The following is a 13,061-nucleotide window of genomic DNA, read 5'->3' as shown; positions in this document are numbered from 1 at the left end:
AACGGGTCAGGCGGAGGCGACGGCTGCGAAGGCGCGCGGCTGCGGGAAGTCAGGGGACGGGCGTGGCGGACAGCGAGGCGTACTTCCGGCCGAGTGGCGACGCCCTGATACCGACCGAGCACGCCGTCAGCTGGTGGACCCCGGGGATGGTGCACGGCAGGCTCCTGGCCGGCCTCCTCGCCCGCGAGGTCGACCGCGGCCACGTCGAGCCCGGCCTGCGGGTGGCCCGGCTGACCGTCGACCTGTTCCGGACCGCCCCGATGGGCCCGCTGCGCCTCGACTCGGAGCGGGTCCGCGACGGCCGCCGGATCCGCGTGGTCGACGTCGCCGTCCGGGGCGAGATCGGGACGGTCGCCCGGGCGAGCGCGGTGCTGCTCCGGGAGGGCGAGGAGCCGCCCGGTCACATACCGGCCACCGGCCCGTGGGACGCCCCGCCGCCCGAGCAGCTGCCCCCGCCGTACCAGGAGGGTGCGCACGGCGTGCAGTTCTGGCGCTTCGACGAGCAGCACCAGCTGGTGCGGAACTGGAAGGGCGACCAGCGCCGGCGCTCCTGGCTCCGCGAGACGGCCCCGCTGGTGGCCGGCGAGGAGCTCGGCCCGCTGGTCCGGGCGGCGCTGGCCGCGGACACCGGCAGCCCGCTGGCGCACGCCTCGGACAGCGGACTGCGCTACATCAACGCGGACTTCACCATGCTGCTCTCCCGGCTCCCGGTCGGCGACGTGATCGGCCTGGAGGCGACCGCGCACAGCGGCAGCGACGGCGTCGCGGTGGGCAGCGCCAACCTGTACGACCTCGCGGGCCCGATCGGCTACTCGGCCACCACCGCGCTGGCCAACCCGGCCCGGGACTGAGGTCGGACGGCGTATCAGCCCGAGCCGCGGGTGAAGATCTCCATCCAGTGGCCGGACGGGTCGCGGAAGTAGCAGCCGCGGCCGCCGCCCCGGTGGTTGATCTCGCCGGGGAGGGCGCCCGCCGGGTCGGCCCAGTAGTCCAGGCCCTGGGCGCGGATGCGGGCGAAGGACGCGTCGAAGGCGTCCTCGGAGAGGAGGAAGGCGTAGTGCTGGCCGGCCACCTCCTGTCCGGCGGGGACGGTGGCGAAGTCCAGCGTCACCCCGTTGCCGGTGGTGAGCGGGAGGAACGGGCCGGTCGGCGCGCCGACCTTCAGCCCCAGCACGCCCGCCAGGAACTCAGCCGACTCCTCGCGGTCCCGGGCGCTCACGATGGTGTGGTTCAGTTCGACGGACAACCGTCTCCCCTTTCGGTCCGGACGCTCGTCCCCGCTGCCTTCCTCCACGCTACCTCCGGCCGGCGGTCCGGCCGATGACCCGTCAGCTCGGATGACCCGTCAGGTCAACGGAATCCGCTTGACCGGTCCCCCGGAAACCGGGAGCGTTCTCCGCCGGAAGGTCGGCGGCGGCGGAGGATGAGGTGGGACGCGGTATGGGAATCCTCGGGGCGTTTCTTCGAACGGCGGAGCAGACGGTGCGGCGGCTCTCCGAGCCCGAGGTCGCGCGCGAGTGGACGGCGCCCAGTGCCCTGCCCGGGATGACGGTCGGCGGCCTGGCCGCGCATCTGGCGTACCAGATCCACAGCGTCCGGGAGACCGTGGACGCGCCCGTGCCGCCGGGCGACGAGCCGATCGACCTGGACGAGCGCTACGCGCGGGCGGACTGGCTCGGCGCCCCGCGCGAGGCGGAGATCAACACGGGCATCCTGGCCCGCGCCGAGGAGTTGGCGCGCCCCGGCCCGGAGGCGGTGGCGGGGCAGGTGCGGAAGGTTCTCGACGGCCTCCGCGCGGAGTTCGGGACGGACGCCGACGGGACGGACTCCGGCGGGTGGGAGGAGCGTGTGGTCCACGACTCCCGCGCCGGCTGGTCGCTCACCCTGGGGACGTTCCTGACCACGCGTCTGCTGGAGCTGGTGGTCCACCTGGACGACCTCGCCGCCTCCCTCGGCCGCGAGCCGGCCCCGCCGGTGGACGAGGAGGCCTACGACCTCGTGCTGGTGCTGCTGGCCAGGCTGGCCGCCCGCCGGCACGGCCAGAGCGCGGTGCTGCGGGCGCTCGCCCGCACGGAGCGGGCGCCGGAGGGCGGGGTCTCCGCCCTCTGACCCGCGCTGACCCGCGCCCCTCGCCCCGCCTCCCAGCCGAGTGGCAGGACGACCGGCGCCGGGCGAGGCTGGCCGGAGATCACAGTCCCGGCCCGGGGAGGCACCGCGATGGCAGACGACGGCACGGCAGAGGGAACGGCGACGGCGACGGCGGCCGGCGCGGCCCGCCGGGTGCTGGGCGGCCTGGACGCCCTGCGCCCGGACGCCGAGGCCTTCTACCGCAACCTCCACGCCCACCCCGAACTCGGCTTCCAGGAGCGGCGGACCGCCGCCCGCGCGGCCCAGCTGCTGGGCGGCTGGGGTTATCAGGTGATCGAGGGGCTCGGCGAGACCGGCGTGGTCGGCGTCCTCGCCAACGGCGACGGGCCGGTGGTGCTGCTGCGCGCGGACATGGACGCGCTGCCGGTCCGCGAGCGCACCGGGCTGCCGTACGCCTCCACCGCGACCGCCACCGGCGACGGCGAGGGCGGCGACGAGGTCCCGGTGATGCACGCCTGCGGCCACGACGTCCACGTCACCTGCCTCCTCGGGGCGGCCCGGCTGCTGGCCGAGGGCAAGGAGCACTGGAGCGGCACCCTGATCGCCCTGTTCCAGCCGAACGAGGAGGGCGGCGAGGGCGCCCGCGCCATGGTCGCCGACGGCCTCGCGGACCGGATCCCGCGGCCGGACGTCGCCCTCGGGCAGCATGTGCTGCCGCTGCCGGCCGGCCTGCTGGCCACCCGGGCCGGGGTGATGACCTCGGCCGCCGACAGCCTCCGGGTCACCCTCCACGGCCGCGGCGGCCACGGCTCGATGCCGGAGCGGACCGTCGACCCGGTGGTGATGGCCGCCGCGACCGTGATGCGGCTGCAGACCGTCGTCTCCCGGGAGGTGGCCGCGACCACGCCCGCCGTGGTCACGGTCGGCTCGGTGCGGGCCGGCAGCGGACCGAACATCATCCCGGACCGGGCCGAACTCCAGCTCAACATCCGCACCTTCGACGACGGCACCCGCCGCCGGGTGAACGACGCGGTGCGGCGGATCTGCCGGGACGAGGCCGCCGCCTCGCACGCCGAGGCCGAGCCGGAGTTCGAGACGCTGGCCGACTTCTCGCTGATGACCAACGACGGCCCGGCCACCGAGCGGGTGGCGGACGCCTTCCGGGAGTGGTTCGGCCCGGACCGGGCGACCACGCTGGACGAACCGGTCCCGGCCAGCGAGGACTTCGGCGACCTCCCGGCCGCCCTCGGCTGCCCGGCCACCTACTGGGGCGTCGGCGGCACCGACCCCGCGAAGTACGCCGCCGCGGAGCGGAAGGGCACCACCGACCAGGAGATCCCGGGCAACCACAGCCCGTACTTCGCACCGGTCGTCCAGCCGACGCTGGACGCGGGGATCTCCGCGCTGTGCGTGGCGGCGCTGGCCTGGCTGGCGAGTTGACGTACCGTCAGCTACCGGCGGCCGCGCGAACATTGCGGCCGTGTTGCGCCGGATGACGGTTGGCCCCCGGGCGTTGTGGGGTGGGACGGCCCCGGGCTAGGGTCCTGGTCGGCGGTGATCGTCACCGGATCGAGGAGGCGGCATGCGTCGGGCAGCACCGTGCCGCGGACACCTCTCCGGCCGCTCCGCCGGGCCTGCCCGCAGCCGCTCCGCCGCTCTCTGCGGGCGGCGGCATGTGGACCTGCTGCGGGTGAGCAGCGCGCTCTGTCGCCGCTGAGCCCGACAGCGAACCCCTTCCGAGGACCACTGCCGCCGGCCCGCGCCCCGGGCGCGCCCGCCGGCGGCGAGAGAGGCATGCCCCCATGCGCATCCACCACCGTCTCCTCGCGGCCACGGCCGCCGCCACCGCCACCGTCGCCGCTCTGGCCGGCTCGTTCCTCACCGCCGCCCCGCCCGCCGCCGCGGCCGGCAAGCCGCTCCCGCCGGTGCGGGTGCTGACCCCGGCCACCGCCGGCGCCCGCTCAGGCGGGGACCTCTTCCTCGCCCCGCAGTCGCAGAGCCCGGACTACGCCAGCGGGCTGGAGATCCTCAGTCCGGACGGCCGGCGGGTGGTCTGGTCCAAGACCCTCCCGGCCGGCCAGGCCGCCGCCGACTTCCGCGCCCAGACCTACCGCGGGCAGCGGGTCCTCACCTGGTGGCAGGGCACCGGCCTGGGCGGGGTCTCGCAGGGCGTGGACTACGTCTACGACTCCCACTACCGCCGGATCGCCGAGGTGCGCGCGGGCAACGGCTACCAGGCGGACGGCCATGAGTTCCTGATCACCCCTCAGAACACCGCACTGATCATCGCCTACCGGGAGGAGACCGCCGACCTGCGCTCCCTCGGCGGCCCGGCCGACCAGAAGGTGATCGACGGCGTGGTGCAGGAGATCGACATAGCCGACGGCCGCGTCCTCCACCAGTGGGACGCCGCCGACCACGTGCCCTACAGCGAGAGCGAGCAGCCGCTGCCCGCATCGGCCGGCACCCCCTGGGACTGGTTCCACCTCAACGCGGTCAAGCTGGACGACGGCGGGCGGCGGCTGCTGATCGGCGCCCGCAACACCTGGACCACGTACCAGGTGGACCGGCGCAGCGGGCGGATCGCCTGGCGGCTCGGCGGCAAGGACAGCAGCTTCACGCCGCGCGCGGCCGATGGCCAGCGGCTCAACCAGGCCGGCACGATCTTCGCCTGGCAGCACGACCCGGAGCCGCAGGGCGGCGGCCGCTACACCTTCTTCGACAACGAGTCCGCGGGGGCGGGCAACACCGGCGCCGGCGCGGTGGAGGAACTCCCATACAGCCGCTCGGTGACGGTCAGCCTGGACTACGCGGCCCGTACCGCGACGCTGGTGGCCAGCAACGACCAGCCGGCCGGTGGCAGCGCCTCCTCGCAGGGCGACGCGCAGACCCTCCCCGGCGGGGACCAGGTGGTGGGCTGGGGCTCGCTGCCCTATCTGTCCGAGTTCGACCGCGCGGGCCGGCTGGTCTTCGACGCGGAGTTCCCGGCCGGGGTGAACAGCTACCGGGCGTACCGCTTCGACTGGCGGGGCTGATCCGGGGGCCGTTGCCGGGCGCGGACACCCCGGACTCCCGCCGCCGCCCCGCGTGCTTGGATAGGTTCACCTGACGGCAGAGCGTTCGGCACCCAGGTGGAGGGCCCGCGGCATGGTGAGCATCAAGGACGTGGCACGGCAGGCCGGCGTGTCCGTCGGCACCGTGTCCAACGTCCTCAACCGCCCGGACTCGGTGAGCGAGGAGAGCCGGCTCCGGGTGCAGTCCGCCATCCGCAGCCTGGGGTACGTCCGCAGCGAGTCCGCCCGCCATCTGCGCGCCGGGCAGAGCCGGATCGTGGCGCTGCTGGTGCTGGACATGGGCAACCCGTTCTTCGTGGACGTGGCCTCCGGCGCCGAGCGGGCGGCACGGGCCGCCGGGCTCGGGGTGATGGTCTGCAACAGCGCGCAGAGCCCGGCGGAGGAGTCCGAGTACCTCTCGCTCTTCGCCGAGCAGCGGGTGCGCGGGGTGCTGGTCACCCCCGCCGACACCACCGGCCGCAACCTGGACTCGCTGCGCGCCCAGGGCATCCCGTACGTGCTGGTGGACCGGGTGGCCCCGGGCGAGGACCTGTGCTCGGTGTCGGTGGACGACGTGGCCGGCGGCCGGCTGGCGGGCGGCCATCTGGTCTCCGCCGGGCACCGCTCGATCGCCTACGTCGGCGGCCCCTCCGAGCTGCCGCAGGTGCGGGACCGGCGGGCGGGCGCCCTGGCGGCGATCGCCGAGGCGGGGCTGGACGGCGGGCGGGTGCTGCGCGAGGTGGACGCGGTCCGGCTGGACGTGGCCGCCGGGCGGGACGCGGGCGCCCGGCTGCTGGGCCTCTCCCCCCGACCGTCCGCGGTCTTCTGCGCCAACGACCTCCTGGCGCTCGGCGTCCTCCAGGCGCTCTTCGCCGCGGGGGTCCGGGTGCCCGAGGAGATCGCCCTGGTCGGCTACGACGACATCGAGTTCGCGGCGGCCGCCGCGGTCCCGCTGACCTCGGTCCGCCAGCCGGCGGTGGCCCTAGGCCGGCTCGCCGCCGAACTCCTGATCGAGGAGACCGGCCCGGACGCGGACCTCCACCGCCACCGGCAGACCGTCCTCCAGCCCGAACTGGTGGTCCGTCAGTCCAGCCTCCCCGGCCGCTGAGGCGGGCGACCCGGGCGCCGCTGCCGACGACCCGGCCGGTGGCGAGCCACGTCAGGGTGCCGGTGAACCCGCCGGTTCGAGGTCCGGAACGGATCGGGGCGGCGCGGGCAGGGCGATCGCGGCCAGCAGCAGCCCGGGGCCGGCGGCGTGCAGCCAGTGGCCCGGCAGCGCCTCGGGCAGCGCCGGGTCGGCGGTGAGCAGGCGGGCGGTGAAGGTCCCGGCGCTGCCGTCCGGCCCGGCCCGCAGGACGACCTCGGCCTGGTGGAAGTCGAGCCGGCGGCGGGCGACCGGGAACCAGGTCTTGTAGACGGCCTCCTTGGCGGTGAACAGCAGCCGGTCCCAGGGGATCCCGGGACGGCCGGCGTCGAGCCCGGCCAGGCGGGCGCGCTCCTCCGGCCGGGCGATCAGGTCCAGGACGCCGGGCGGCAGCGGTCCGGCCGGCTCGGCGTCGATGCCGACCGAGAGAACGTGCCGGGAGCGGGCCACCGCCGCCGCCCGATACCCCTCGCAGTGGGTCATGCTGCCGACGATCCCGTCCGGCCAGACCGGCGCCCCGCGCTCGCCCCGCAGGATCGGCGCGGGCGGCTCGCCGAGCCGGGCGAGGGCGCGCCGGGCGCAGGCCCGCACGGTCGCGAACTCCCGCCGCCGCTTCATCACCGCCCGGGCCACGGCCGCGTGTTCGGGGCCCAGGAGGTCGAGGGCCGGGTCCTCGGCGTCCGCGGCGGCCTCCTCCAGCACGAGGCCGGGGACCCCGACGGCGGCGATCAGCCGCGCACCGGGGGCGATCTCGCGTACGGCGTCGGCCACCCGGCGATCCTAACGGCACCTGGGCCCGATCGGGGTGTGACCCACTCCGGGGCGACCCCCCGTTGACGGACCTTATTAGGCATGCCTTACCTTATGGACTGTGACTTGGGCTGAAGCAGTACCGAACCTCCTGATCGGGCTCCGCGAGGGGCTTGAGGCCGGACTGGTCGTCAGCATCCTGCTGGCGGCCCTCCGCAAGACCGCCGCGCCCGGAGCGAAGACCTCCAGCGCGCCGGTCTGGCTCGGCGTGGTGGGCGCGGTGGCGGTGGCGGGCAGCTTCGCCGCGGTGCTCACCTTCTCCACCGACGTGCTCTCCAGCTCCGCGCAGGAGGCGGTCGGCGGCTCGCTGAGCGTGCTGGCGGTGGGGCTGGTCACGGCGATGGTCTTCTGGATGCGGAAGACCGCGGCGGGGCTCTCCCGCCAGCTGCGCGGCGAGGTGGCCAGGGCGGTCGCGATCGGCTCGGGCGCGCTGGCGGTGACCGCGTTCCTGGCGGTGGGCCGGGAGGGCCTGGAGACCACCCTCTTCCTCTGGACGGCCGCCAAGGCCTCGGGGTCGACGGTGGCGCCGCTGGTCGGCGCGGGGATCGGGCTGGTCGTCGCGATCGTGCTGTGCTGGCTGCTGTTCCGCCAGGCGGTGCGGCTGAACCTGGGGGTCTTCTTCAACCGGACCGCGCTGGCGCTGATCGTCATCGCGGCGGGCGTCTTCGCGTACGGTCTGGGCGACCTCCAGGACGCGGGGATCATCCCCGGCACCCACTGGGTGGCGTTCGACCTCAGCTCGCACATCGATCCCAACGCCTGGTGGGTCACGATCATCACCGGTGTCACCGAGCTGACCCCGAGGATGACGGTCCTCCAGGTCGTCGTCTGGGCCGTCTACCTCGCCATCGTCCTCATCTGCTTCTACGCCGCCGCCAAGCCCACGGCGCGCCCCGCCGCGAAGACCACCGCTGCCGCGGCCGCCGACGGCTCGGCCGGCGGGACCGCCGAAGGGACGCGGGCCGAGACCGGCCGGCACGAACAGTCGGCCGCCGCCGCCGCGGGCGCGGGGGAAGCGGGGCAGGGACGAGCGGGTGTGGCCGCCCCCGTGGCCACCAAGGTCGACGGGTCCGGCGAAGCGGAGCCGTCCGGCGCCGGCGCCGGCGCTCCGGGCGGCGGATCCGGCGGAGCCGGGGACGCCGTGGCGGATGCCAGTTGGTGGGAGCGGGCCGCAGGGCGCAGGCCGTGGAGCGTCGCCGGGGTGCTGATCGTGGTGCCGGCCGCGGCCGCCGCCACGACGATCTCGCTGCTGCCCGCCCCGGCCGCGTCCGCCGCGCAGACCGTGACCGTCACCAAGTCCTCCTGCGCCAAGGACTGGACCGAGGCGCACGCCGGTACCCAGACCTTCAAGGTGGACAACGAGTCCGGCAAGGCCGGCGAGATCAACCTGGTCAACTCGGCCGGCGCGATCGTCGCCGAGATCGAGACCATCGGCCCGGCCACCACCGCCGACATGACCGGCACCCTCGGCAGCGGCAGCTACACCTTCAAGTGCCTGATGTCCGGCTCGGCCACCACCTCCTCGCCCACCCTCCAGGTCGCCGGCGCCGGCGCGGCGACCGGCGCCGCCGACACCGCCGCCGTCGCCCCCGTCACCGCCAAGGACCTCACCCCCGCCAACGACCGCTACCAGGCCTACGCCGCCGGTGTCCTCCAGACCCTGGCCGGCGACGTCCGGACCCTCCAGGGCGACCTCAAGCGCGACGACCGTGCCGCCGCCCAGCGGGACTGGCTGGCCGCGCAGCAGGAATGGGAGCGGGTCGGCGCCTCCTACAACAGCTTCGGCGACCTCGGCACCGCCGTCGACGGACTGCCGGACGGCCTCCAGAAGGGTGTCGACGACCCCTCCTTCACCGGCCTCCACCGCCTGGAGTACGGGCTGTGGCACGGCCGGTCCGCGTCCGAGCTGATGCCGGTGGCGGACCGCCTCGCCGCCGACATCGGCAGGGTCCGGAAGAACCTCGGCAGCGACGACCTGGCGGGCGACCCCGTCAACCTGCCGACCCGCGCCCACGAGATCCTGGAGGACGCCCAGCGCGACCACCTCTCCGGGATGGACGACGAGGGCGCGGGCGCCGCCTACGCCATGACGGACGCGGACGTCGCCGTCACCCGGACCGTCCTCGGCGAGCTCCAGCCGCTCCTCGCCGGCCGCGCCCCCGCCCTGGCGGGGACCCTGGACAAGGACCTGGACGGCCTGGAGTCCGCGCTGCAGGCCGCCAAGGCGGGCAACGGCGGCACCTGGCCCTCGATCGCCCAGACGCCCACCGCCCGCCGCGAGGCGGTGGACGCCGCCCTCGGCCAGGCGCTGGAGGACCTCTCCCAGGTGCCCAACCTCCTTGAGGTTCCGCCCACCCACTGACGGCCGCGCCGGCCCCGGCCGCTCCCGTACCAGCCGCACGCCCCAACCCCTCGCATACAGACAGGTGTTCACATGAACGTCAGCCGCCGACGCTTCCTCTCCGGCACCGCCGCGGGTGCCGCCGGTACCGCGCTGGCCGGCGGACTGGTGATCGGCGGGGCGCGGGCCGACGCCCACGCGGCCGACTCCTCCTCGGGAGCCGTGGAGACCGCCGACTCCTACCCGTTCCACGGCCCCCACCAGGCGGGCATCCTCGACCCGGTGGCCAAGCAGATGGCGTCCAGCTTCGTCGCCTTCGACGTCACCGCGAAGAGCCGGGCCGAACTGGCCGGGCTGATGCGGACCCTGACGGAGCGGGCGCGCTTCCTCACCGCCGGCGGCACCCCCTCACCCGCCGGGGTCGGCAGGCCCCCGGCGGACAGCGACGTCCTCGGCCCGGTGGTCCCGGCGGACGGGCTGACCGTCACCCTCGGCGTCGGCTCGACGCTCTTCGACGACCGCTTCGGCCTGGCCGCCCACAAGCCGGCCCGGCTGACCCCGATGCGGGTCTTCCCCGACGACTCGCCCGAGGCCGCCTGGATGCACGGCGACCTGCTGATCCAGTTCTGCGCCAACCACCAGGACACCGTCCACCACGCGGTCCGGGACATCACCCGGCACACCCGCGGGGCCATGCAGATCCGCTGGAAGATCGAGGGCTACAACTCGCCGCCGCGGCCCTCCGGCACCGGCCGCAACCTCCTCGGCTTCAAGGACGGCACGGCCAACCCGACCGGCGGCACCGCCGCCGACCTGGTCTGGGTCGACCACCGCGCCGACCCGGCCGAGCCGGCCTGGACCATGGGCGGCAGCTACCAGGTGGTGCGGCTGATCCGGATGCTGGTGGAGTTCTGGGACCGGGTCTCCATCAACGAGCAGGAGAACATGTTCGGCCGGCGCCGCGACTCGGGCGCCCCGCTGGACGGCAACAACGAGTTCGACACCCCGGACTACCAGGCGGACCCGCACGGCAAGGTGGTCCCGCTCGACTCCCACATGCGGCTGGCCAACCCGCGCACCCCGGCCACCGCGAACCAGCGCCTGCTGCGCCGCTCGTACAACTACGACCTGGGGATGGACCAGAACGGCAACATGCAGGCCGGGCACATCTTCGTCTGCTACCAGCAGGACCTCAAGCGGCAGTTCGAGACCATCCAGGAGCGGCTGGCCGGGGAGCCGCTGGTGGACTACGTCCAGCCGTTCGGCGGCGGCTACTTCTTCGCCCTGCCGGGGGTGGCGGACCAGCGGGACTGGTATCTGAAAGCGCTCCTGGCGTGAAGCCGCTGCAATCTCTTTCACCATGACCGGCAAGACCGGCCCGCTGCCTGCAAAGAATTTCTGAAAGTTGCCGCACAGGGGTTGATAGGTCGTCAGGTGACGGTCCACTGTCATGGGCGCACGGGGACCCCACCCGCAACGGAGGTTCACCATGAGAACGCTCTCGCGCCCAGGACGACTCCGACCATCCGCCGCCGTGGGAGCGGCGCTGGCGGTCGTGGCCGGACTGACGCTCCCCCTCACCCTGGCCGGCGGCAGCGCCCACGCCGCCGGCTTCAACTCCAGCGATGTCAGCGCCAATCTCTTCGGCTGGAACTGGAACTCGGTCGCCGCCGAGTGCACCGGCGTCCTTGGCCCCGGCGGCTACGGCGCCGTCGAGGTCTCGCCGCCCGAGGAGTCCTACGACGACTCCGCAGACGGCCACCCCTGGTGGGACGTCTACCAGCCGATCAGCTACCGCATCGACTCCCGCTTCGGCACCGAGGCCCAGTTCAAGGCGATGACCTCGGCCTGCCACTCGGCCGGGGTCAAGGTCTACGCGGACGCCGTGATCAACCACATGACCGCGCAGACCAGCGCCACCGGCTATGCCGGGACCAGCACCAGCAGCAAGTACAGCTACGGTTCGCTGTACTCCACCTCGGACTTCCACTACTACCCCGCCGACTGCTCCAACAGCGACGACGACATCGCCAGTGGCGACTACACCGGCAGCGCGAGCAACGTCCAGAACTGCCAGCTGCTCGGCCTGGCCGACCTCGCCACCGGTCGGTCCGACGTCCGCGGCGCCATCGCGGGGTACCTCAACTCCCTTGAGGCGGACGGCGTGGACGGCTTCCGGGTGGACGCGGCCAAGCACATCCCGGACGCCGACCTGGCGGCCATCGAGGGCCTGCTGAACAAGACGGCGGCCGGTGAGAGCCCGTACGTCTTCCAGGAGGTGCAGTGGGGCTCGGGCGAGGCCGTCCAGCCCAGCCAGTACTACAGCACCGGCAAGGTGCTGGACTTCCAGTACCCGATCTTCCTCAAGCAGGCCTTCGACGGCTCCAACGGCGGCCTGGCCAACCTGCAGACGCTGGGCTCGACCTGGACCGGCGTCAACCCCAGCGCGGACGCGGTCACCTTCGTCACCAACCACGACACCGAGCGCAACGGCCAGACCCTCAACTACAAGGACACCACCGGCTATCCGCTGGCCACCGACTTCCTGCTGGGCTTCGACTACGGCTCCCCGCAGGTCTTCTCCGGCTTCACCTGGAGCAGCACCGACCAGAGCCCGCCGGCCGACGGCAGCGGCTTCGTGACCGACACCGACTGCTCCAGCAGTGCCTGGTACTGCCTGGACCGCCAGACCGCCACCCTGGGCATGGTCGCCTTCCACAACGCGGTGGCCGGGACCGGCGTCTCCGACTGGCAGTCCGACGGCCAGAACATCATCGGCTTCAGCCGCGGCTCCACCGGCTTCCTGGCGCTGAACAACACCGCGTCGGCCACCGCCTACACCTTCACCACCGGCCTGGCGGCGGGCGATTACTGCGACCTCGTCAGCGGCGGCGGCAGCGCGGCCGGCAGCTCCGGCTGCAAGGGCACCGAGGTGACGGTGGACTCCGGCGGAAAGGCGAGCATCACCGTCCCGGCCTACGGCGCGGTCGCCATCGACACCGCCCAGACCACCGCGGCCGGCTCGTCCGCGACCCCGGTCACCTTCGACGAGTACGCGTCGACCACCCCCGGCACCAGCGTCTACCTGGTCGGCAGCGACTCCCGGTTGGGCGGCTGGAACACCGCGGACGCGATCAAGCTGTCCTCCGCCGGCTACCCGGTCTGGAGCGGCACGGTCGACCTGCCGCAGAGCAGCGCGGTCCAGTACAAGTACCTGGAGGAGGACTCCTCGGGCAATGTGACCTGGGAGTCCAACGCCAACCGCTCGCTCACCACCGCCACCGCCCCGCAGACCGTGGACAACAGCTGGGACCTGGCCGACGCGGACGCCACCGACGTCACCTTCCACGTCACCGAGCCCACCACGGAGCAGGTCTACGTCTCCGGCTCGATCCCGGAGCTGGGCGCCTGGAACACCGCGGACGCGATCCCGCTCGACTCCGCCGGCTCCGGCGGCTGGTCGCGTCTCGCGATCGTCCCGAAGAGCACCTCCTTCCAGTACAAGTACCTGCTGAAGGACTCCTCGGGGAACGTCACCTGGGAGGGCGGCGGCAACCGCTCGTACACCACCGGGAGTTCGGCCGGCTACACCACCTCGGACAGCTGGCAGGGCTGAGCGGGGACG

Annotated in this window: 11 protein-coding genes; 9 read left to right on the top strand and 2 right to left on the bottom strand. The window is 74.0% G+C overall.

What is annotated here, in order from left to right; genetic code table 11:
* Nucleotides 1–62 precede the first annotated feature (62 nt).
* A complete protein-coding gene (locus BS73_RS32010; protein ID WP_037577858.1) occupies nucleotides 63–851 on the top strand; it encodes a thioesterase family protein in 789 nt (262 codons plus the stop codon).
* Between the two features lie 14 nt (nucleotides 852–865).
* Here BS73_RS32010 and BS73_RS32005 read toward each other — a convergent pair whose 3' ends face one another.
* Complete coding sequence (locus BS73_RS32005; protein ID WP_037577857.1) at nucleotides 866–1,246, bottom strand: VOC family protein; 381 nt, start codon at nucleotides 1,244–1,246, stop codon at nucleotides 866–868.
* Between the two features lie 194 nt (nucleotides 1,247–1,440).
* On the opposite strand from BS73_RS32005, the gene BS73_RS32000 reads away from it, so the two are divergent.
* The 5 genes from BS73_RS32000 (at nucleotide 1,441) to BS73_RS31985 (ending at nucleotide 6,249) form a co-directional block, all read left to right on the top strand.
* Nucleotides 1,441–2,109 carry a maleylpyruvate isomerase N-terminal domain-containing protein gene (locus BS73_RS32000; RefSeq protein WP_037577856.1) on the top strand — a complete coding sequence of 223 codons (669 nt, stop codon included), beginning with the start codon at nucleotides 1,441–1,443 and terminating at the stop codon, nucleotides 2,107–2,109.
* 108 nt (nucleotides 2,110–2,217) lie between these two features.
* Entirely contained in the window at nucleotides 2,218–3,528 is a 1,311-nt protein-coding gene (locus tag BS73_RS31995) for an amidohydrolase (RefSeq protein WP_051941228.1), read from the top strand.
* A 142-nt stretch (nucleotides 3,529–3,670) separates the two neighbouring features.
* Nucleotides 3,671–3,805, top strand: coding sequence for a putative leader peptide (locus BS73_RS41060; protein ID WP_407675105.1), 135 nt, complete (start codon nucleotides 3,671–3,673; stop codon nucleotides 3,803–3,805).
* A gap of 85 nt (nucleotides 3,806–3,890) precedes the next feature.
* Nucleotides 3,891–5,123 carry an arylsulfotransferase family protein gene (locus BS73_RS31990; protein WP_037577855.1) on the top strand — a complete coding sequence of 411 codons (1,233 nt, stop codon included), beginning with the start codon at nucleotides 3,891–3,893 and terminating at the stop codon, nucleotides 5,121–5,123.
* Between the two features lie 112 nt (nucleotides 5,124–5,235).
* On the top strand, nucleotides 5,236–6,249 hold the full coding sequence (locus BS73_RS31985; RefSeq protein ID WP_037577853.1) for a LacI family DNA-binding transcriptional regulator: 1,014 nt from the start codon (nucleotides 5,236–5,238) through the stop codon (nucleotides 6,247–6,249).
* 51 nt (nucleotides 6,250–6,300) lie between these two features.
* On the opposite strand, the gene BS73_RS31980 is transcribed toward BS73_RS31985, so the two are convergent.
* Nucleotides 6,301–7,017, bottom strand: coding sequence for a 4'-phosphopantetheinyl transferase family protein (locus tag BS73_RS31980; RefSeq protein WP_037582175.1), 717 nt, complete (start codon nucleotides 7,015–7,017; stop codon nucleotides 6,301–6,303).
* A 139-nt stretch (nucleotides 7,018–7,156) separates the two neighbouring features.
* Here BS73_RS31980 and efeU point away from each other — a divergent pair, with 139 nt between their 5' ends.
* From efeU to BS73_RS31965, 3 genes are all read left to right on the top strand, one after another.
* Nucleotides 7,157–9,457, top strand: coding sequence for an iron uptake transporter permease EfeU (gene efeU, locus BS73_RS31975; RefSeq protein WP_037577852.1), 2,301 nt, complete (start codon nucleotides 7,157–7,159; stop codon nucleotides 9,455–9,457).
* Nucleotides 9,458–9,529: 72 nt separating this feature from the next.
* Nucleotides 9,530–10,774, top strand: coding sequence for an iron uptake transporter deferrochelatase/peroxidase subunit (gene efeB, locus BS73_RS31970; protein ID WP_037577851.1), 1,245 nt, complete (start codon nucleotides 9,530–9,532; stop codon nucleotides 10,772–10,774).
* Between the two features lie 196 nt (nucleotides 10,775–10,970).
* Complete coding sequence (locus BS73_RS31965) at nucleotides 10,971–13,052, top strand: carbohydrate-binding module family 20 domain-containing protein (RefSeq protein WP_235215599.1); 2,082 nt, start codon at nucleotides 10,971–10,973, stop codon at nucleotides 13,050–13,052.
* Nucleotides 13,053–13,061 lie beyond the last annotated feature (9 nt).

It is taken from the genome of Phaeacidiphilus oryzae TH49, assembly GCF_000744815.1.
Classification (GTDB): Bacteria; Actinomycetota; Actinomycetes; order Streptomycetales; family Streptomycetaceae; genus Phaeacidiphilus; species Phaeacidiphilus oryzae.
Note: the sequence above shows the minus strand (reverse complement) of the source record. Positions and strands in the feature narration are given on the sequence as shown.